Source organism: Pseudomonas auratipiscis, from assembly GCF_036324085.1.
Classification (GTDB): domain Bacteria; phylum Pseudomonadota; class Gammaproteobacteria; order Pseudomonadales; family Pseudomonadaceae; genus Aquipseudomonas; species Aquipseudomonas auratipiscis.
In genome coordinates, this window is the sequence record NZ_JAZDCU010000006.1 from 19,445 (window position 1) to 39,921 (window position 20,477).

Sequence of the window (20,477 nt, forward strand, 5' to 3'; positions counted from 1 at the left end):
GTTGTGGGTCGCAAGAGATGGGCAGGGATGTAGTGCGAGGGTGCTTTAATTGGGTTTTGTTGTTTTTTTGTGCGCGGCTAGAGTAGCGATAGTTTGAAGCGAATAGATACCCTGAACTGATTAATCCGGCTTTCGGTTTTGGTTAACTATGTTGTTGTCGTGCGGTAGGCAGGCTGACCGGGGGCAGGTCTATACTGGGTACTTACTTCTGCAAGTGAGCAATCATGAAAGACCATGACGCGCATGGGCCGGCTGGCTTCGGCTGTCGCTGTTGTGATGATGGGCTGCGCTGGCTATGAAAATCACAAGGCCGACTTGGTCCAGATCGATCTCGAGCCCGTAGATCATAACGCCGGCGAAATCGGCTACGTCACGATGGTGCCACGCGACAATGATTCTGGGCGGCTATAAACGGGCTGAGCCTGCTCGGCCGTCGGCCAGACGGTCATGGTGGGTTGTCTTGAGGGGGCTATCGTTTGTTGTCTGGGCAACAACTACCAAAGGAGGGCGGTACCATGAACACCAGTGATCTACTCGAACAATTACTCCGGTCCGGGCAGGGCTCGCAGGCGCAACAAGGGGGCGGCGGCATGTCGTCGCAAGACCCGTTGGGCGGCCTGGGCGGTTTGCTGGGTGGTTTGCTCGGCGGCGGCGGAGGCGCTGGCGGTGGTGGTCTCGGTGGTTTGCTCGGCGGTCTTTTGGGTGGCAGTAGCGCCAGTAACAATGCAGGCGGCTATAGTCAGGGGCGCTCCGGGGGTGGTACCAATTACGCGGCCCTGGCGTCGTTGGGCATGATGGCCTTCCAGGCCTATCAAAGCTGGCAGCGCAGCCAGGCGACAGCCCCGCAACAGATGGTGCGCACGGTCGATCAATTATCCGGCCCAGAAGCCGAAGACCACAGCCATGCGATCCTGCGCGCGCTGATTGCTGCGGCCAAGGCTGACGGTCGTATCGACAAACAGGAAGAACATTTGATCTACGCAGAAATCAAACGCCATACCAGCGACCCGCAATTGCAGCAATGGTTGGATGTTGAAGTCAGCAAGCCACTCGATGCTGCCGAGGTCGCCCAGTCGGCCCAGGACCCGGCCATGGCCGCGGAAATGTACCTGGCCAGCGTGATGCTGGTGGATGACCAGCAGGAAGCGGAGCGAGCCTACCTGGACGAACTGGCCGGCGCGCTACAGATCGACCCGCAATTGCAGCTGCACCTGGAGCAACAGGCCAAGGGCAGTGCCTGAAAGGCCGCGTTTCAAGGGCTAATTCGATCAAAAAAAGCCACCGCAGCATGCATTGCCGAGGTGGCTTTGGAAACGACATCTCTTGCTATGTTTCCCTGGTCAGGGACGCGCCAAGGCTAGAAGTCGACGGTTGCCGACAGCTCATAGGTACGCGGCGCCCCCAATCCCAGGGATTGGGTCAGCGGTACGCCCCAGTAATCCTTGTCGCCCAGGTTGGCGATGTTGGCGCGTAAGGTGACCGGTTTGCTGGCGACCTGAGTGGTGAAGCGCGCACCGACGTCGAACAGGGTGTAACCCGGAATCGACAGGCTGTTGTCGGCACTGATGTACTGCTTGGATTGCGAGGTGACATTGCCGGTCAAGGTCAGGCCGTGCAGGCGGGGGATATCCCATTCCATGCCCAGCTTGCCTTGCAGCTTAGGGTACGCCGTGGCGGTCTTGCCGTCGTTTTCGCCGCCCATGGTCTTGGTCAGCTCGGGATCGACGTAGGCCACACCCCCCATCAGGCGCACCTCGGCAAGCGGGGCACCGAAGAAGGTCCACTCCACCCCCCGGTTACGTTGCTCGCCACCGAATGAGAATACATCGGTTGCCGGGTCGGTGTAGCTGCTTGGGCGCTTGATTTCGTACAACGCGAGGGCGTGGCTGAAGGTGCCCAGGTCGAGCTTCAGGCCAATTTCCTTCTGCTTGGTTTTGTAGGGGGCAAACACCTCGCCGAAGTTGGCGGCAGTGATCGGCGCGGCGGTGCCTTTGCTCAAGCCTTCGATGTAGTTGGCATACAGCGACAGCTCGTCGGTCAGCTTGAACAGAATCGCGCCAGCGGGTGTGGTCGCGTGGGTGTCGTAGCCGGGCTTGTTGCGGGCGCCGGTCTTGACATTGAAGGTGTCGGTGACCACTTCCTGGCGGCGTACGCCGAGGGTCAGTTGCACCCGCTCGTCCAGCACCGACAGGGTATCGGCGATGCCGTAGCTTTTCAGGTCGTCTTCCGTGTGGGCGATCGGCGGAAAAGCTTCCGGTGCCTTCGGACCCCACACCGGATGGTAGATGTTGGTCGTCCACGGCGCGCCGGCCGAGCGGCGACCGAAGTCCTTTTTCGTCTCGGTGTACTGGGTAGCGTTCACCGACCATTGGTGATTGATGCCGAAGGTATCGAAGTACCCGCGCAGCCCGGCCTCGGCAGAAGTCTTGTGCAACTGCGTTTTCAGTTGGCCCATCGAGGTGGTGAAGTCGCCGGCGTCATTGATCACGGTGGCGATCATTGCTCCGCTGTACTGGTAGTCGGTCTTGCTGGTACCGATTGCGCCATAGGCCAGCAGCCGATCGTTCAGTTCATATTCGCCCCGCAGGATGACGCCCTTGTCCTTGGTTTGAACGTACGCCCAGTCGGGGTTGAGCAACGTTTCGTTCTTGGGTGGTTTGGGTACCGCTAGTCCGTCTTTCAGGCCCATGCCGCGGTTCTGGCCGCGGACATGGTCGTCGCTGTCGAACAGGTCGAGCGACAGCTTGCCGCGCTCGCCGCGCCAGTCGAGGGCCAGCGAGGACAGCACGTTACGCTGACCCTGACCATCGATGGCGGTGTCGCCGTCGCGGTACATGCCGTTGAAACGTACGCCGAATTGATTGCCTTCACCGAAGCGCCTGCCCACGTCGACATGACCACCGAACTGGGCGTCCGAGGCATAGGTGGCGGTGAGGCGCGTGAGCGGGGTGTCCGCAGCGCGCTTGGGAATGAGATTGACGATACCCCCCACCGAGCCTCCGGGCGGCATGCCGTTAAGTAGGGCAGACGGGCCTTTCAGCACTTCGATGTGCTCGTACATTTCCGGTGAGGCGCGGTTGTAGGGGGCCATGCCGAACAAGCCATCGACAGTCATGTCGCTGATGTTGGTCTGGAAGCCGCGGATCGAGTAGTTCTCGCTGAAGGTGCCGGTGAGGCCGTTGCTGAATACCGAAGGATCGGTGGCGGCGATGACGTCGGTGATGTCCCTGGCCTGCAGGTCCTGGATATAGGTATCGGTGTAGCTGATGGTGCTGAATGGCGTCTCCATGAAGTCTTTGTTGCCCAGCAGCCCGACGCGCCCGCCCGTGGCCACCTGGCCACCGGCATAGGCAGGGGGGAGCGGGTCGACAGCGGTAGCCTGGGCATCGATTAGCGTTGCGGGCAGTTCGGCTACCGGGGCTTCCTCGACAGTGGCCTGGCTGTCGGCACGGGCCGAAGTCGACAGTAACGCGCAACTGCCCAGGGCTAGCCCGACCAGTACGGCGTGGGCTAGCGGGGTGCGTTGTAGTGAAGGTAACGCGAGGGCAGGGGAAGGTTGAGCAAACAAGGGACGGTTGGACACGTTACAGCTCCATTAGCATCAAATTTAAATTAAAAACGAAGACGTAAGGCAAATGAGAATCATCAATAGACGCGACGATGCGGACACAACGCCGACAGTGCTTAGTCCCGATACCCCCTGATCACGTCATCGGCGATCAATGCCAGCGAGGTCGGGCTGGCGGCGGTGACATACCAGGCCTCGGGGTCGACGAACACCACGCGGCCGTGCTTCCAGGCATTGGTCTGGCGCAGCAGCGGGTTGCCAAGGGTGTCTGCCGTCATCAGCGGCCGGTGTTCCATCACTGCCGTGCGGTCCACCACGAACAGGATGTCGGGGTTGGCCTGCTGGATGAACTCGCTGGAAATCGGCTGGCCATGCAGGCCGGTATCGAGGGTGGTGGTGGCCGGCTTGACGCCCAGGTCGTTGAAGATAAAGCCGTAACGGGACTGCCTGCCGAACGCGCTGAACGCGCCGTTGTTGTGCAGCACCACCATGGCCCGCTCCGGGCGGTCGCGGGTAATGCTGCGCACCTGCGCCAGCTTCGCCTCCAGCTCGGCAGTCTTCTGCTGGGCCAGCGCCTGTTTGCCGAACACCTGCCCGAGACTGGCCAGGTGCTGCTTGACCACCTCGACGTGCCCGGTTTCGCTGTCGCGGTAATCCACATCGAAGTGCAGCGTCGGCGCCATTTCGCTCAGTTCGGCATAGTGGTTGGCTTGCAGCGAGGTGATCAGGATCAGGTCCGGGCGAGCGGCATGGACCCGCTCCAGGTTGGGTTGCACGATCGAGCCGACATCCGCGACTTGTGCAGCCGTCCGGTAGCGCGCCAGAAAGTGCGGAACAAAATCCTTGGGCATGCCCGCCACCGCCACGCCCAGTTGGTCGAGGAAGTCGACTTCGTTCATGTCCAGGGCAATAGCGCGCTGTGGCAGCTGGTTGATCACAGTGGTGCCCAGCTTGTGTTGTAGGGTGACCGGTCGATAGTCGCCTTGGCTGGCGGCTTTTTCCGCTGCCGGGGTGGCGGCCGAAGGCTCGTTGCAGCCGTGCAGGGCCAGGCAGGCGCCCAGTAGCAACGCCAGCGACCAGTTGCCGGACGGGGGATTACGCTTCATCGCTGTTCTCCAGGTGGGTTGAAATAGTTGCATAAGCGGCCGCGCGCGCTCTGGGTGATTTCGAACTCCAGCCCGTACAGCGTGTGCAGTTGTTGTTCAGTGACCACCGCCTCCACGCTGCCGGTGCAATGCACCTGGCCGTCTTTCATGGCGACGATGCAGTCGGAATAGCTGGCGGCGAAGTTGATGTCGTGCACCACCAGAATCACCGTGCGCCCGAACTCGTCGCAGAGCCGGCGCAGGGCGCGCATGATCTGCACCGCATGGCCCATGTCCAGGTTGTTCAGCGGCTCATCCAGCAGCAGGTAGTCGGTCTGCTGGGCGACGGTCATGGCCAGAAACGCCATCTGCCGCTGGCCGCCGCTGAGCTCATCGAGGTAGCGATGGCGCAGGGGCTCCAGCGCCAGGAAACCGATGGCTTCGTCTATCGCCTGGCGGTCCTCACGGGTGAGCGCGCCACGGCTGTAAGGGAAGCGCCCGAACGCCACCAGCTCGTCGACGGTCAGGCGCAGGTTGAACTCGACCGACTGGCGCAGGGTGGCCACGCGCCGGGCGTAGTCGCCGATGGCCATGCTGGCGATGCTGCGCCCGTCCAGGCGGATGTCGCCGCTGTCGGGCTCCAGTAGACGCGCCAGCAGCATCAGCAAGGTGGTTTTTCCGGCGCCGTTGGGGCCGATCAGCGAGGTCAGCCGCTGGCGCGGGAAACTCACGGTCACCCGGCTCAGTACCGCCTTGCTGCCGTAGGTTTTATGCAGGTTGTGGACGCTAATCATGCGGCTCCCCGGTTACGTACCATCAAGGTGAGGAAATAGGTGCCACACACCAGGTTCACGAGAATGCCGACGGTGGTTCTGTAGTTGAAGACATGCTCGACCAGCAGTTGCGCGGCAATGAACACGGCAATGGCCACGGCGCTACCCAGCATCAACGTGACCCGGTGGCGGAAGGTGCCGGCCACGGCATAGGTGATGTTGGCGACGAACACGCCCATGAACGCGGTCGGTCCGAGCAGGGCGGTCGATACCGCCACCAGGGCCGCGATCACCGCCAGTTGCAGGCGCACGGTGCGTCGGTAGTCCACGCCCAGCGACACCGCCTGGTCACGCCCCAGTGCCAGCACATCCAGCTCCGGCACCGCCTTGGCCAGCACCGCGCACAACGCGGTCACCAGCACCGCTGCATACACCAGCAACTGTGGCGAAGTGCGGTTGAACGAGGTCTGGGTGTAGCCCAGCAGCATCGAGAATTCGCCAGGGTTCACCTTGAGCTGGACAAACTGGGTGAGGGTGGCCATGACCAGGCTCAGCACCAGTCCGACCAGTAGCAGGAAGAACACGTTGCTTTTGCCGTCGTGGAACAGCCAACGGTGCAGGGCCCATGAGTAGCCCAGCATCAGCAGCACCGAGAGCAGGAAATTACCGTCATTGCCGAACATCAGCAGCCCCTGCACGCCCATGGCTAGCACCAGCAATGCCTGCAGCAGCAGGTAAACGGCCTCGTAACCCATGATCGCCGGGGTGAGGATGCGGTTGCCGGTGAGGGTCTGGAAAGCGATGGCCGAGCAAGCTACGCACACGCCGCCGATCACCATGGCCGCGAGCCGCGCCAGGCGCTTGGGGATCACATAGTCGAAGTCCAGCCCCGCGTTGGCGAACAGGAACAGCAGGGCCAGGGCAACGACCGCTGCCCACACCAGGCGATGGCTTCTCATCGTTGCCTCCAGACGATCAGCCCGAGGAAAATCATGCCGCCCAGGCCGCCTGCGGTCAGGCCGATGGGCACTTCGAACGGGTAGATCAGCAGCCGCCCGATCAGGTCGCAGGCCAGCAGCAACGTCGCACCACCCAGTGCCACCAGCGGCAGGGTGCGGCGCAGGTTGTCGCCATGGCGCAGTGCGATCAGGTTGGGCACCACCAGGCCGACAAAGGGGATCGCGCCAACGGCGATCACACTTGCCGCCACCGTCACGGCCACCAGCATCAGGCCCAGCGCCACGTTGGCGGTGTAGTTCAGGCCGAGGCTGGTGGCCATGCCTTCGCCCATGGCCAGTACAGTGAAGCGCTGCGCATAGAGGTAGGTGAGCAACACGATCGGCAGGATCAGGTAGAGGATCTCGTAACGGCCCTGCACCACCTTGGAAAAATCGCCCAGCAACCAGCCCTGCATGCTTTGCAGCAGATTGAAGCGGTAGGCATAGAACTCGGCCAGCGCGCTGAGCACGCCGCCGTACATCAGGCCGATCACCGGCACCAGCACCGCATTGCGGGCGCGAATCCGGCGGATGATCGCGACGAATACCAGGCTGGCGGCAAAACAGAACGCCAGGGCAAACAGCATCCGCGGTAGCGCGCCGGCCGCAGGGGCCACGCCCAGCGACACCAGGATGCCCAGGCGGGCGGCATCCAACCCGCCGGTGGTACCGGGTTCGACGAAGCGGTTGCGCACGATCTGCTGCAGGATCACCCCGCACACCGTCAGGCCAATGCCGACTAGAATCAGCGCGGCCAGCCGTGGCAGGCGGCTGGCAGTCAGGGTCAGCCAGGTGTCGCCGTGCCAGGTCCAGAGCTGGGACCATGCCAGCTCACGGGCGCCCACTGCCAGGGAAGCCGTGCACAACAGAAAGAACAGGATGAACCAGGGCCAGCGCATCAGTCGTGGTCCACTCGCGCTGACGCAATGCGCCAGCCATCGGCGGCACGACGCTCGTCGAGGAAGTGCGCGTAGCGCCCGTCGCGGGTGCGCAGCTCGGCCGGGGAGCCCTGCTCGACGACCCGTCCGGCTTCGAGCACCACGATGTGGTCGGCCATGGCTACCGTGCTGAGCTGGTGAGCGATGACCACCTGGGTGCAGCGCCCACGCAGGCTGTGCAGCGTCTGGGCGATCAGTGCCTGGTTCTCGGCGTCGAGCGCTGCGGTGGCTTCGTCCACCAGCAGCACCGGCGCTTGCCTGATCAGTGCGCGGGCAATGCTTACCCGCTGGCGTTCACCGCCCGAGAGCCGGGCGCCGCCTTCGCCCGTCGGTGTGTCGAGGCCCTGCGGTAAGCGTTCGATGAGAGGCGTCACCCCGGCCATGTGGGCTGCCTGTAGTACCTCGGCATCACTGGCATCGGGTTTGCCGATGCGAATGTTGTCGGCGATGCTGCCCTGGAACAGCCAGGTATCCTGCAGCACCTGGCTGACCGTCGCAGTCAAGTTGGCGCGGTCGATCTGCCGCACATCCACGCCGCCGATCCGCACACTGCCTTGGCTCGTATCGAAGAACCGCGCAATCAGCCGCATCAGGGACGTCTTGCCCGAGCCCGACGGGCCAATGATCGCCGTCATGCTGCCGGCCGGGATATGCAGGTCAACCTCATGCAGTACATCGGGGCCGTCGTCGTGGTAGCGCAAGGTCACCCCGCGCAACTCAATGGCGCCATCTTCTGGCGCTTGCGGTGACGTCGGTTGGGCCAACGGCGTGGCGGCCAGGATGCGCTCGATTTCCTCAAGCTGATCCTGCGCACCACGGAGGATTTCCACGTGGCTGGCCACGTCCTGCAGCGGGTCGATAAAACGGCAGGCCACCACCAGCGCCACGATCAGCGCAAGCACTTCCTGCGACTGGGCGTCGGCATGGCTGGCGAACCACAGACCGGCGACCACTAGCAATGCCGAGAACGTCGCCTGCACCGCCCAGCTATTGAGCAATGCCGACAACGATGCGCGAACGATCAGGCCCATGCCGCTGCGTTGCTGACGCTCCAGGCTCTGCTCCAGCAGGCGCGTGCCACCGCCGGCGCCATTGAACGCACGCAGCACCGACTGGGCCTGGGCGAATTCGAGCATGCGCTGGCTGGCTTCGGCGAAGTGCTGGTGAAAGGCCAGATCGGCGCTGCGCCCCAGGCGCGAGCTGAGTCGCAACACGACCACCAGGACCGGTAGTGCCAGCAGGGCAACCAAGCCCAGTGGCCCGTGCAGGGTGATCAGCACCAGCACCAGTACCAGCGGCGTCACGCTGCCACTGATCAGCGGGGTGAGCACATGGGCCGGCAACTGGGCAATGGCCATCGTGCCCTGAGTGATCGCATGCCCGAGGCGCGCCGTGTTGTCGGCGTTGAACCAGCCCAGCGGCAGTTGCGCGACGTGTGCGCCGAGGCGCTGGCGGCCGCCTTGCAACACGGCAACGGCCAGGGCGATGCCGGTCTGTTCCATCCGACGTCGCCATACCCAGCATAGGGTCATACCGGCTGCCAGCAGCGCCAGCCAGACAGCGGCGCGGCGCAGGTCGCCGCTGAGCAGGTGCAGCATGATCGGCACCAGCACGCTGATCGTCACGCCACTGAACACCCCGTAGAGCACAGTCATCAGCAGGTAGCGGCGTAACGCCGGAGCGCTGTCGCCCAGCAGTCGAAGGAGGGTACTCAGCATGTTGGCAGCGCCTTTTTCACGGTGTCCTGGTAACGGCCCTGCGTCCATAGCCGGGCATACACTCCCCGACGGGCGAGCAGTTCGGTGTGCCGGCCCTGTTCGCACAGCATGCCTTCGTCGATCACCAGGATCTGTTCGGCATGCATCACCGTGTCCAGGCGGTGCGCGATAACCAGCAGGGTGCGTCCGGCGGCGAAGCGCGACAGGGCGTCCTGGATGGCCGCCTCGCTTTGCGCGTCGGCGGCAGCGGTGGCCTCGTCTAGAATCAGAATGGGGGGGGCGAGCAACACGGCGCGGGCGATGCTCAGGCGTTGCTGTTCGCCGCCGGACAGCTGCGCGTCCTCACCGATCACCGAGTCATAACCGCGGGGCAGCTGTACAAGACGGTGATGGATGTTGGCCAGACGCGCTGCCGCCTCGATCTGTTCGCGGGTTGCGGTCGGCCGGCCCAAGGCGATGTTCTCGGCCACGCTGGCGTGGATCAGGCGCACCTCCTGCAGTACGAAACCGATGCGCTGGTACAGCTCGCGTGGCTCGATATTGCGCAGGTCGATACCGCCCAGGGTAATGCGCCCGGCAGTGGGGTCGAAGAAACGCAGCAGCAGGCGCGCAAGGGTCGACTTGCCAGCGCCGGACGGGCCGACGATGGCCGTGGTGGTACCCGGCGCCAAGGTGAAGCTGACATCACTGAGCACGTTGTGGCCCGGGGCATAGGCGTGGCTGAGCTGCTCCACGCGCACCTCGTTGCCAGTGGGCAGTTGGGCCTTGGCCGGGACCGGCAGCACTGGTGTATCCAGCAGTGTCTGTACGCGCTGGGCTGCGCCGACGGCGTTGTGCAGGTCGTGGGTGATGTAGTGCAGCAACTGCAAAGGTGCACACAGGCCCGGCGTGACCAGGGCGAAGGGCAGAATCTGCAGCGGCTCGGCCCAGCCCAGGGCCACGAACAGCGTACCGGCCAGCAGCACCAGGCCGAGCACCGTCACCGGCGCGATCAGTGCGTTGGCCTTGGCCATCGACGCCACCAGCGGGCGGGTAAAGTCGGTGAAGATCCGGGCGAAGTCATCCACGGCTGCGCGGTAGCGGTCTTGCGCGTTGCCGTGATCGCCGAAGGCTTTCACCAGCGGCATGCCGTTGATGAACTCCACCACGGCATTGTCGATGCGCGCCATGCCGCCGGCCACCTCGCCCATGTGCGCGGCGCTGGCCTTGATCGCCCGATGCAGGAACAGGAAAAACGCGGGGAAGGGCAGCAGGGCCAGCAGCGCCAGGCGCCAGTCCATGGCAACCAGGTAAACCACGGAAATCAGCACGGCACCCGAGGCGCGGCCGAGGGTGGTGAAGAAATGTGCGGTCAGGCTGTGCAGGGTGCCGATATCGTCCTGCATTGCCCGTTTCACCTCGCTCGAGGTGCGCTCGCTGAACCAGCCGAGCGGCACCTGCATCAGGCGTTGGCCGATGGCCACGCGCAGCTGGTGGGTGATGTGGTTGTCGGCCTGATGTGCCAGCAGTTCGCCGGCGGTGATCAGCAGCATGCCCACCAACAGGCTGACGACGCTGAGCGCCACGGCCCAGCTGATCGCGCCTGGCGTGCCGGCAGCGCTCAGCGCCAGGCTTGCGATATGGGCGATACCTGCGAGGGGGACCAGGGTCAGCATCGACCCGACTGCCGCAAGCAACGCCGAGACGGCCAGCCGCCCGCGGATAGGCCTGAGCACACGGCTGAGCGGGCTACGCGTTTTGCTGTTGGCAGGGGCGGGATCTTGGAGGGGCGAAGACGAATCGGACATGAAGCGGGCCTGGGCAGTTGCAAATTAATTAGTTGCATCACTATAAACTAATTTGCGAAAACCCGACAAGACAGCTACAAGACTGTCTTCAGAACGCTGGAGTAACCGATGCAGCCATCAGAACGAACGCCTGGACGTGGTCGTCCGCGCACCATCACCCGAGAACGGATTGCGGACGTGAGCATCGCCATCGGCTTGCCGGGCCTGACCTTCGTGGGCGTGGCCGCGGCGTTGGGCGTGAGCCATATGGCGCTTTACAAGCACGTGCCGAATATTGAAGCGCTGAAGTGCCTGGTGGCCGAGGAAATCTTCCAGCGCTGGGAAATTCCGCAGGCAGTAGGCGACGCCGCTGAAGATTTGCATGCCTACCTGACCCGTTTTGCCGCGTCGGTGCAGGCGTTCGTCAAGGCCCATCCGGGGCTGACGCCGTACGTGATCCGCAGGTTGGCATCGACGGAAGCGATGATCGGTAAGATCAACGACCATCAAGCGCATATCGCCCAGACGTATGGCCTGAGCCTGGAGCAGGCGCGGTGGGTGCTGTCGACTGTGGCGTTTCACGGGTTTGCGGTGGCGGATACGGTTTACACGGTGTCGGGGCGCGAGCCGGTGTTGGAAGCGGATCGTGTTGGCGAGGAGTCGGAGATGGAGGTTGAGTTGGAGGGGGGGATGAAGGCGCTGATTGTAGGGGTTTTGGTGATTTTGGGCGCAGGGAAAGAGTTGAGTGCGAAGCTGGAAGCCTGAAACCGGATTTTCACCCCGATGATCGAAAAAATGGAAGAATTTGCTGAGCGGTCAGGCGTGAATCCTGCGACCTTGATTGTTGTGATGCAGGTCGGCCTGGATGGAGATGAAGACGCGCTTTCGAACTCAATCCGGGGTGAAATTTAAGCTCTGAAGCGGATAGGTTCTGAAGCTTGGCTTTAGGAGCGCGTGCCGTGTGTTCGGATGCAAAACGCGATATGAAAAAAGCCACCCTTGCCGTTGCGGCGTAGGCGGCTTTTTTCATTACGGGCGCTTATTGGTGCGATCAGTCACAGATTTTTGAGAAAAGTCTCAAACCTCGTGAAAACTGAAGGAGCACTTCATTTTTCATCTTTATGCGGACTGGCCACTATTGATTTTTCGGGCTTTTTTCAAAGGCTTTCAGCCTCGGTTTTTCAGGAAAATAGGATTCGAGACGATTTGATCAATCAACTCAGGGGTGCACCAGTTGGATGCGAGCTTCAGTGATCACGTGCAGTTCGCGGGCATTAAAAAGCCTCAGCAGTTTCGCCGCCTAAGCGGGTCAGCCGAGAGCGACCGTATTCCTACTGAATCTAGGGGTGTTGACATCCCTGTAAACCTGGAGGGGCCTGAAGCTAGGTGAACCCAGAGTCGTAGCGAGGAAATAAACGGTAATGCCCATACCCATTCCGCATTTAAAGACTACCAAGGCGACCAGCTAAGGGAGTGCGAATGGAACTAGTCAGGCCGGTGGGGACGCGTTTTTAGGAATTTGTTCAGTGATTCCCTTGTTACGAAGGTGCAGCTATCGAGTTCGGATGGAAGATTTTTGGGTTGTGATAAACGTCCATCCTTCAGCAGTACGTGCGCATATCTATGCGTTTTCAATTGGCGGTCTGTCATGGGTAAGGTTAGATTGTTTTTTAGAATATCCTCGACTAAAATGAAGTCTTTAGAAGTTAAAAATAACTCTTTGCCTATCTGTAGCGTCTTGATTAGACCGGACTGAATAAAAGTGCGGGTAAAATTTGATCTTGTAATATCATAGCGGTTGGTGAGTATTGTAATAGCTCTAAAGTCCTCTATCGAGCATTTAGGCGTGACCTGAAATGAAGGGACCTTGCCTGCATGGTTTATAATGTCGGCGATCCGATAAATAACCTCTGGGCAGCCATTTATGAGAGGGCCACATAATGGCTTTATTTTGAATTTCAGAAGAGACCGCTGAATATTCCTCACGGGGATATTGCACAGTTTTGCAGTTTGAACGCCGTTGGCATAGGAGTCAAAAAATTTATAGACTTTTGACTTGCTAGCCCATGGCAGGGTTTGGGAGTCGCTATCAATAGCTAAGATTCCTGAGGAAATCAGGTAGATGACAGTCTTGTCAGAAAGCCTCAGCTCGCTGCCAGCCTCTCTGATAGTAAGATAGTCTGCTCCAGTTGAATTTCGTTTCATGTACAGCGCATCAATATCAGAGCGCAGAAACATGGGAGTGCGGCACATGATCTTGAAATCATGAGTAGAGCCACTGAGAACCGTAGTGTGCCCTAAGTCCTTGAGCGTCCGTGCTGCAACAGGAGCGCCTACTCCAATTATCTGGCCAAGTTCCGTTGGTAATACATACTTTTGATGAAAGGAATCAATGTCTTCTCTAGACAGCATAGAATGCGACTTCGTAGGATGTTTGTAAGTTGGAAATAACCCGGATTGCGCGTAATGTCTCAGGATGAGTACGCTGATCTGCAGGGTTCTTGCAGCCTCTGCAAACGTACAGTACGCTGTAAGTTTTCTAGTGATGATCTTCCTGCCGGTGAGCCTTTTGAACGTATAACCGCTTTTTGAATCTCTCAGGAGCTCTAGGAGAGTATCTACATCTTTCCGTTGATAAATGGTTGGTCGGCTGGAACGCGCCACCTGTATAGGGGTTAAACTGTATTCGTCGAGAATCCTTCTAACCTTATTTCTGGGTACGCCGAGGCGGGTTGCTATTGAATTAATAGATTCGAAGGATTGAATAAAGTCTTCGACTTCAGTCCTTCTAATTTTAAGTTTTTGATTGGGTTTTCTCAAGGGGCAGAGGTCGCCATTGTCAACCAATTTTTTTATGAAGTATGGTTTCACCATAACCATACAACTGGCTTCCTCTATGCTCACAAAATCAGTAGGGTTAGTGAGATCCTTCCTGGCATTGAGCTTCCATTCGCTACATTTTTGTACTAGGGGAAGGAATATTGTCGGTGGTATCTTCTTGGGATTTGGGAAGTCTATCCAAGCTGCGCAGTTTTCGGCTGCTATTTTGGTCAGATTGATGCTGCGGATAGCGACGGTGTCTCTGATCTGTGATTTGTACAGTGAGAATTTCGAACGGGCTATAAGCTCAGTGGACCTTTCTATTGGTTCCGCTAACGTCCAATTTAAATATTGATTGCGAGCTTCTATAACTTCTGGTGTCTTGATGCCTGCGAGCTTGGCACCAATTGCTGCACTAGGCATCTCAGGGTATAGGGACTGAAGGTCTTGGAGATAATCCTGGATTCCGGCGCGGTCAGCCCTGATGATAGCTAAGGCAACTCTAAATATTTTACGGTTTTCAATGTTGTCGGGTGGTAAGGTTTTGTCGTAGCGTAAAATTGTGAGCGTACGCTTGAGAGTTTCAAAGGCATTGTCCTGCTTTTCAAGGACCATAGTGCGGAGGTGCTGCTCTGGAACGCAATCCTGTTCGGAGCAATCGGAACACTCGAGAATATGTCCGCAAGTACACTTGTCTAAGATCGGGTTGATCCATCTCAGCTTCCTGCTACAACTGGGGCATCGGAATAGGTATCGGCGACGATGGTAAGGGCAGAATAGGGCTGGACGGAAGTCTTTTACAAAACGGTCGTGGCCTTCTTTGCGGCAGGCGGAGCAAAAAGCGCTGCCTGCAAACCTAATCATGGTGTGAGGAACGAGCGTTCCGAATACCCGATAAGGCATATTTTCGGCAAGGCGCCCGACTGGTTTATAAAATCCTTCCAAGAACTGCTCGCGGTAATTTCCTGCTCGATTAGCGATCCACAGTGCTAACGGGCTTTCGCTACTATTGGTGAGTTTTTCTAAATTAGTAATAGATGTAAGGTTGTGCAGGTCAGCCGGGTATTCACAACCATGACGCAGCGCGAAGCGCCTCAACATGCTTGTGGGGCTTTCCTCTGGAAATGGGAGTGGAATAAAAGAAAGTTTGTTCATACAGGAACCCGAATTTTTTGTCTTGTTTCTTCGGTACCTGCAATGATTTTAGTGCATGTCCGCAAATCTAATAAGAAAGGATTGTGCGAGGTTAGGTTGTGATCTAGAATTAATTGGTCACAAGCATATTTCAAGTCCTCACGTGTCAGTCCGCAGCTTTTAGCTCGACCCAAACAACGATAAAATGCGAGGATAAGAATCATGCTAATTTGCTTCAGGTTTCCTGAGGTGGCAATGAAAAGTGGCGCTCCAATTTCGACGTCGTTCAAATGCACTTCACTAGCCATAGGCCAAAGTTCATGCATGGTCTCGTCAAACTTTTCCAGAATTCGATGATAGTGCGAATCAGGCCGGCGTTCATACTCAAGTGGATTCAAAACGATCATCCAGGGATAGCGGCTGGCGAATGGCTGGTCGTAGTTGGTTATATAACGGCACTCCTGCGTGCCGGCCAAGATAACCGGTATCTCCAATTTGTTCATGAAGTTGGTTAGCCAATTCAGTATAGGAACTCTGACTTTATCTGCGTTTGAAAAACAAAGTCGTTGGATTTCGTCGAGAAAAATAACCTGCGTTCCTTTAGTTTGCAATTGGGTAATCAACATTGATGTAAGGTGGGCTACTGAGCCTCGTGCGTTAGTAACCCCCAATCTGATAAGCATGTTATCAACCAATTCCCTGATCGTTATAGGCTCGGGAACCTCGAAATATACAGCTTTATCGCGAATATAAATTCCATCGGCTTTTTCCTCTGGAGACTTTTGGGCGTATTTGATGAAAGCCTCGTATAATAGAGTAGTCTTCCCTACGCCTGAGTGTCCGCAAATAATTGCGGACATGGGTGACTTATTTAGATTGCAGAGCTCGATTGCATTACAGAGCTTCGAAAACGCAATTGCAAATTCAGGAAAGTAGATCGTAATCTGACTGAACTCTCTCAGCAACGGATGAAGCTCGATGATCGAATCGCTCATTATTTTTTCCTCACTGCGAAATCTTCAGGGGTATCTTTACGTGTGTCGTGGGATTTCTCAGGTATATGTTCTGCCTGGGCATCAGGCGTCAATGGCGCTCCAAAGTTACCTGTTGAGGTTTTAGCAGTCACAGTTTTCCCAGATACTTTGTTACCGGCCGCTGCGTTTTCACGCGCTATCTCGAGCAGAAGCTGTACCATGGTCTCATTCGCCGATACATATTTTTTCTGCTGACGCAGTTCCAGTTTGCGCGCATGGATCAGTCGATGAAATGAGAGCGTTAAACCGTTTTGATACGCCGGCCTCAAAGGATCGACGGTTTTTTTATCCTGTGGATATTTAGGGTGGCAGACGCATGCTTGCCCGACATCACAGGGGTCAAAATAAAGATCTAAGGTTTTGGACGCTGGATATCGGTTTGCCAGCTCTGCAACGCCAGCGCCGTGCCATAGCAAATTATGTGCCCGGACCCGTCCATTGTGTGGTGTTACGACGACCTTGCGCCAGAATAGTCTACGCAGGTCGTCTTCACTGAACCGGCGTGGTTCCAACTCCAACTTTTGGCATTTTGACCATGCCTCATTTGGAGACATCTCCAGGGTGCTGTGATATTCATTATGATACCTTTCTATATATTCAGAAAAATAATGTCGAAGTTGGTCTATTGTATAGTGGGCGTTTTTTGCTGAGTCATAGTCGCCGCGCTCCACTGGGTTTGAGAAAGTTGTGCCTTTCATTCTATGTATCAGTCGTAACGTGAAAGTTTCAATCATTCGCTCGATGCGAGCCTTCTCGTTTGGTGTGTAAGGTTCGCAGAACGATGCTTCTCCCAAATACAGTTCGATTTGGTGACGCAAATCTTCGCCAACATTCTCTGGGCCGTTGTCAAAGGTGTATCGTTCCGCTGCGCCGCCATATGGGTTCGATGAACTGATGGCTTTTTTCAAGGTGAGCAGGGTGGTGTCTTCAGACGGCGGATCAAAAGAAATGTGCCAGGCAATCACGTATCTGCATTTGATCTCGAGAAAAATAGTGATATGCGGCTTGGCTACTACTCCTGAACGTTCATCAAAGGCGAAGAGGTGAAGCATCTGCGAGTCAGCCTCAACTAGTTCAAACAGCCTCGTAGGTTCAGGGAGACTTCCGCCCGCATGATGCGCTTTGTCCGCTATACGCACCCCCTTTTGCTTTAGTAACGTCCGGTGGTGGTCCTGCTCGCAAATAATCCGCCAGAGCGTGCTGAGTGAAGGAATTTTGTATTTGCTGCGCGCCGAGCGATATTTGTTCTCATCCTTTACGGCTAGCTGTATTGCTGTGGAGGTGTCTTTTTTCGAAAAAGGCGTGGTTACCCAATATACTTCTTCTAAAGTGTCAATAATGAGCTTTTGCACGCCCTCCGGCTGATTGGATAAATGCTTTCGATGGGGTTTGTAGGTGTTAGGGAGCAACGCAACCGGATTACCCCCAGCTTTCAGGTAACGTCGCCTCCATGCAGAAACGGTGCTATAGGCGGGGCGCACGTGCTCACCGATCCATTTCGTCACTTCTGCCTGAAGTTCTGTGAAGTAACTTCGAGAGAAAATACCGTTATATGAATGCGTAATAGTCTGTATGTAAGCATTGCGGATTTTGAATTTCTCCGCCTGACTCTTATTGAGCCCCGCGACTATTTTCTCGGGTGACATGCTGAACGGCGCTTCCTGGATCTTTCTCAGGTGTCCTCGATCGTGCGCTCGTTGCAACGCAGCCAATGTCTGGAATGTCACGGAGCAAGGCCCGTCCACCCCCCGCAACTGAACTTCATCGCCGTCGATCGCTTCAATCTGATAGTTTCTGCCTCTCAACGTATAGCGTTCGCCGACTTTGATTTCTAATGACTTACTTATCAGCATGCTGCCTCCGGCTGCTTAGACATCTGCGTTTGAGCTGCTCGCGCAGACGACTATCGCTAGGCGCTGTTTAATAACAACCAGCCTAAGATTGGCACCTGAGCATGTTTTCAGGTGAATCATCGAATGTTCTTTTTTCAGCCAGTAATTAGTCTAAACAGCAAACTGTGCGCCATATGACAGTCAAAGTTTTACGTTCAAACACGAGCCTCGATGATCATCTCAAGATTCGCCGGAGATGTCAGGCTGGCGCCTAGTGTCTGATGGAAGACTCCATGGGCAATGTGATTCGTGGGAATGCCTAATTCGATTAATTCCCGAAATTTTGCGCGCCCCCCAAAGTGGCGTATAAGGGCTTCGTTAATGCCGAGGCTTTCTGACGACAGGCCTCCCTGCGAATGAAAATACAGCGTTCGGAGTGTGTCGGTCCATATAGTGTTCTGGACCTCCGCGACACTGATGAGCTCAAATGCCAAATCTGCGTCTAGGAATGCATCCTTAGCCCGTGCGATCTGTGAAAGGCTGTATTGCGCCAGTACCGATATATCTTGACAGACTTGGTAGAAAACTTGCGTTCCATCTTCCCATGTCGCAGAAAAATCCGGGTGGACTGTAAGGTTGCGCTTGAGAAAGCGAACAGCACAGGGGCGGGTGACATAACTGATGATGCCCTTTTCATATTCGAAATGGACACAGAATTTGGCATTCAACAGCGATCCGCAGGGGACCATCATGCTGTTTTTTAGCGACGGAAAGTGCGTAACTCTTAAGTACCGCCTTCCTGTGGTTAATGGCTTTTTCGCTACCAAGCATACCGCGTCGGAGTTCGTCTCATGTATGGGATCCATATCGAGCGTTCCTTTCGTTGACCCTCGTAGTGATAATGACGGATAGCATCGGGATCTCGATCTAGCTATTGTAATTAGCTGCGCTCCGACTAGTTTCGTCAAATCCAGAGTTTTGTCTAAAGCTAACTTCTGAACAATCTCAAGTGTTTCTCGGTTGTATCGCACGCATAAATGATTGAGCGGGGTGGCGACAAGCATCGTCATTGCTCAAGAGCATGCGCGGGATCAAGACCTTCCGGGCAGGTATGTTTGTCGCCATGCACGATCTGGAACGCGGCCACCCCTTGGCGGTTATCGAAGTTCGGTCGGATCCAACAAGCGTTACGTGGCGGTATGTTCCCTTCTCGTTCATCATGGCGATCTCGCTGGGATCAAAACTGCTCCTACCGGGTTGTGCGATCATTTCTCGCTTTGTCGCAGCGTTCGGAGTGCAGCTGCGGAACTAACCTGCATCGCGCCAAGGTCAGATGCCACTCGGGCTCGAGTCGCTGGCTACTGTCGGGCTGCGAGTGTCCTGCTGACGCGGATCGCGTAGAGGCAGGTGCACAGTTCCGAGGCGTCGACGCGCAGCTCTTAGCACTCAGTTTGTCCATCGGCATGTCTCCGGTCTGTTTGAAGCACAACGCCCGAGATGTTCGGTAGAACCACGGGCAGGTATCGCGGTACGCCAAATCCCCCAAAAGCGCCGGTCGCTATAAGGTGGCTGCCGATTGCTCACTGCACCGCTCTATGGCGCTCATGTCTGGCGAAAACCGAGCGAATCGTCCGAAATGTCCTCGCATTTATCGTCGCCGATGATCATCCAGAACTCCAGACCCTAGCGACTCCAAAATCTATCGATCTTGAAAGGGCTTTTGGTCTAAAAATCAACTACTTAACAAATGCAGAAACTTTCGCATTTGTTAAAAGCTTCAGAGCGAAGCTTTGAGTATCGGACTTCATGGCGAACCGATGTAGTCGAGCTACATTTTTGTAGTGCAGCTACATGATGGGTAAACCTCAATCCCGTTGTGGCCGCATGACTATCCGGTTGCTTGGAGGACTACCTGCTCATGAGGCATACAAGACTGGCTGTGCCTGAAGTCAGGCGAGCGCGTGCGATTGCGTTCTCGGTTTGCGTCGCCAAGGTGTATGGATGCGCGAGTGATTCGCGGGAAGTGGCTGGCCGTGAAGCAGCACTCGACATTGCAGGTCTTCCCGGTGCTGCGGCCCCGCCGGAACTGTTGCGTGTGTGGCGGCGCCGGTTCAACGGAGCTGTTGCCTGTGAGCCGGCTAGAGCCATGCTGTATCAGCGATTTCCGAGCCTTCGAGCTATGTTCGATTCATCGATGTGGTTACTGTTGAGTCCTGAGTGCCGGCTGCAATGCATTGACGAGATGGCAGGCGGCACGCGCCTGGACGGCAGGGCACTGGAGGTATTTCACTCAAGGTCATTGCCTCTGTTCTGCGCTTGTCCGGGCTGGCTCATGCTTGCCCCCCTTTTAGCGATCCTGAGGTCTCCGACTCACGAACGGTGTTCCCAGAGAAGCTGGTTACGTAAGAACTTCGCGGCCTTTTGCACGTTGATGTGCCTGCGACCTCCAGATAGGAAGCTGGCGGTGCCGCTCTGGAGCGCGATCAATATCTTAGTGGAAGAAGGAATGTTGGGGGACATCGACTACTGGCCCATCAGCGCAGAATCTTTTGATTGTATTTTGCAGGGTCAAGCCCGTTTAGGAGAGTGCCTTATCAGCCAGGGGTGGGTATCTGGATGGACTGACGACTGTGTAGTGTGGCTTTGGTACCTAGGTGAGCGTTCCTACATCGGCACGGTGGAGGCTTTACGATCGGTGGTCGACGGCGCTTCCGTCGACAAGCCGAATGACCTGTATATGCGCGTCAGGCGCACATTGGCCAAGCTGGCGAGCACGGTCATTAGCGTTCCGGGCTGAAGCCTCGGGAGTAT

General features: G+C 57.1%; 16 protein-coding genes. 5 read left to right on the forward strand and 11 right to left on the reverse strand.

From position 1 onward, the window contains the following. The first annotated feature begins 234 nt into the window (after positions 1-234). Both V0R60_RS10090 and V0R60_RS10095 read left to right on the forward strand, forming a co-directional pair. A complete protein-coding gene (locus V0R60_RS10090; protein WP_330079573.1) occupies positions 235-411 on the forward strand; it encodes a hypothetical protein in 177 nt (58 codons plus the stop codon). A 104-nt stretch (positions 412-515) separates the two neighbouring features. Further along, on the forward strand, positions 516-1,241 hold the full coding sequence (locus V0R60_RS10095) for a tellurite resistance TerB family protein (protein ID WP_330079574.1): 726 nt from the start codon (positions 516-518) through the stop codon (positions 1,239-1,241). Positions 1,242-1,357: 116 nt separating this feature from the next. Here V0R60_RS10095 and V0R60_RS10100 read toward each other — a convergent pair whose 3' ends face one another. From V0R60_RS10100 to V0R60_RS10130, 7 genes are all read right to left on the reverse strand, one after another. Beyond that, positions 1,358-3,583 (reverse strand): TonB-dependent receptor, encoded by a 2,226-nt coding sequence (locus tag V0R60_RS10100; protein WP_330079575.1) that lies wholly within the window; start codon positions 3,581-3,583, stop codon positions 1,358-1,360. A 101-nt stretch (positions 3,584-3,684) separates the two neighbouring features. After that, positions 3,685-4,674, reverse strand: a complete 990-nt coding sequence (locus V0R60_RS10105; RefSeq protein WP_330079576.1) for a siderophore ABC transporter substrate-binding protein — start codon at positions 4,672-4,674, stop codon at positions 3,685-3,687. Beyond that, on the reverse strand, positions 4,671-5,447 hold the full coding sequence (locus tag V0R60_RS10110) for an iron ABC transporter ATP-binding protein (RefSeq protein WP_330079577.1): 777 nt from the start codon (positions 5,445-5,447) through the stop codon (positions 4,671-4,673). The genes V0R60_RS10105 and V0R60_RS10110 overlap by 4 nt, the downstream gene beginning before the upstream one ends. Beyond that, complete coding sequence (locus V0R60_RS10115; protein ID WP_330079578.1) at positions 5,444-6,385, reverse strand: iron chelate uptake ABC transporter family permease subunit; 942 nt, start codon at positions 6,383-6,385, stop codon at positions 5,444-5,446. Before V0R60_RS10115 ends, V0R60_RS10110 begins: the two co-directional genes overlap by 4 nt. Continuing rightward, complete coding sequence (locus tag V0R60_RS10120) at positions 6,382-7,323, reverse strand: ABC transporter permease (RefSeq protein ID WP_330079579.1); 942 nt, start codon at positions 7,321-7,323, stop codon at positions 6,382-6,384. The genes V0R60_RS10115 and V0R60_RS10120 overlap by 4 nt, the downstream gene beginning before the upstream one ends. Further along, a complete protein-coding gene (locus V0R60_RS10125) occupies positions 7,323-9,080 on the reverse strand; it encodes an ABC transporter ATP-binding protein (RefSeq protein WP_330079580.1) in 1,758 nt (585 codons plus the stop codon). The genes V0R60_RS10120 and V0R60_RS10125 overlap by 1 nt, the downstream gene beginning before the upstream one ends. Further along, positions 9,074-10,867, reverse strand: a complete 1,794-nt coding sequence (locus tag V0R60_RS10130; RefSeq protein ID WP_330079581.1) for an ABC transporter ATP-binding protein — start codon at positions 10,865-10,867, stop codon at positions 9,074-9,076. The genes V0R60_RS10125 and V0R60_RS10130 overlap by 7 nt, the downstream gene beginning before the upstream one ends. Before the next feature lie 177 nt (positions 10,868-11,044). On the opposite strand from V0R60_RS10130, the gene V0R60_RS10135 reads away from it, so the two are divergent. Then, positions 11,045-11,611, forward strand: coding sequence for a TetR/AcrR family transcriptional regulator (locus V0R60_RS10135; RefSeq protein WP_330079582.1), 567 nt, complete (start codon positions 11,045-11,047; stop codon positions 11,609-11,611). 18 nt (positions 11,612-11,629) lie between these two features. Further along, positions 11,630-11,758, forward strand: coding sequence for a hypothetical protein (locus V0R60_RS10140; RefSeq protein ID WP_330079583.1), 129 nt, complete (start codon positions 11,630-11,632; stop codon positions 11,756-11,758). Positions 11,759-12,331: 573 nt separating this feature from the next. On the opposite strand, the gene V0R60_RS10145 is transcribed toward V0R60_RS10140, so the two are convergent. The 4 genes from V0R60_RS10145 to V0R60_RS10160 all read right to left on the reverse strand — a co-directional run bounded on the left by V0R60_RS10145 (position 12,332) and on the right by V0R60_RS10160 (position 18,394). Further along, positions 12,332-14,821, reverse strand: a complete 2,490-nt coding sequence (locus V0R60_RS10145) for a TniQ family protein (RefSeq protein ID WP_330079584.1) — start codon at positions 14,819-14,821, stop codon at positions 12,332-12,334. Next, the gene (locus V0R60_RS10150; protein ID WP_330079585.1) at positions 14,818-15,795 is read right to left on the reverse strand and encodes a TniB family NTP-binding protein; all 978 of its coding nucleotides are present in this window, start codon (positions 15,793-15,795) and stop codon (positions 14,818-14,820) included. The genes V0R60_RS10145 and V0R60_RS10150 overlap by 4 nt, the downstream gene beginning before the upstream one ends. After that, positions 15,795-17,687 carry a hypothetical protein gene (locus V0R60_RS10155; RefSeq protein ID WP_330079586.1) on the reverse strand — a complete coding sequence of 631 codons (1,893 nt, stop codon included), beginning with the start codon at positions 17,685-17,687 and terminating at the stop codon, positions 15,795-15,797. The genes V0R60_RS10150 and V0R60_RS10155 overlap by 1 nt, the downstream gene beginning before the upstream one ends. A 194-nt stretch (positions 17,688-17,881) precedes the next feature. Continuing rightward, the gene (locus V0R60_RS10160; RefSeq protein WP_330079587.1) at positions 17,882-18,394 is read right to left on the reverse strand and encodes a hypothetical protein; all 513 of its coding nucleotides are present in this window, start codon (positions 18,392-18,394) and stop codon (positions 17,882-17,884) included. Between the two features lie 1,736 nt (positions 18,395-20,130). On the opposite strand from V0R60_RS10160, the gene V0R60_RS10165 reads away from it, so the two are divergent. Beyond that, positions 20,131-20,463, forward strand: coding sequence for a hypothetical protein (locus V0R60_RS10165; protein WP_330079588.1), 333 nt, complete (start codon positions 20,131-20,133; stop codon positions 20,461-20,463). Positions 20,464-20,477: the final 14 nt, after the last annotated feature.

Coding starts and splice junctions, on each gene's coding strand:
- V0R60_RS10090 (WP_330079573.1), top strand. CDS start 235: ATGACGCGCATGGGCCGGCTGGCTTCGGCTGTCGCTGTTGTGATGATG.
- V0R60_RS10095 (WP_330079574.1), top strand. CDS start 516: ATGAACACCAGTGATCTACTCGAACAATTACTCCGGTCCGGGCAGGGC.
- V0R60_RS10105 (WP_330079576.1), bottom strand. CDS start 4,674: ATGAAGCGTAATCCCCCGTCCGGCAACTGGTCGCTGGCGTTGCTACTG.
- V0R60_RS10110 (WP_330079577.1), bottom strand. CDS start 5,447: ATGATTAGCGTCCACAACCTGCATAAAACCTACGGCAGCAAGGCGGTA.
- V0R60_RS10115 (WP_330079578.1), bottom strand. CDS start 6,385: ATGAGAAGCCATCGCCTGGTGTGGGCAGCGGTCGTTGCCCTGGCCCTG.
- V0R60_RS10120 (WP_330079579.1), bottom strand. CDS start 7,323: ATGCGCTGGCCCTGGTTCATCCTGTTCTTTCTGTTGTGCACGGCTTCC.
- V0R60_RS10125 (WP_330079580.1), bottom strand. CDS start 9,080: ATGCTGAGTACCCTCCTTCGACTGCTGGGCGACAGCGCTCCGGCGTTA.
- V0R60_RS10130 (WP_330079581.1), bottom strand. CDS start 10,867: ATGTCCGATTCGTCTTCGCCCCTCCAAGATCCCGCCCCTGCCAACAGC.
- V0R60_RS10140 (WP_330079583.1), top strand. CDS start 11,630: ATGATCGAAAAAATGGAAGAATTTGCTGAGCGGTCAGGCGTGAATCCT.
- V0R60_RS10145 (WP_330079584.1), bottom strand. CDS start 14,821: ATGAACAAACTTTCTTTTATTCCACTCCCATTTCCAGAGGAAAGCCCC.
- V0R60_RS10150 (WP_330079585.1), bottom strand. CDS start 15,795: ATGAGCGATTCGATCATCGAGCTTCATCCGTTGCTGAGAGAGTTCAGT.
- V0R60_RS10155 (WP_330079586.1), bottom strand. CDS start 17,687: ATGCTGATAAGTAAGTCATTAGAAATCAAAGTCGGCGAACGCTATACG.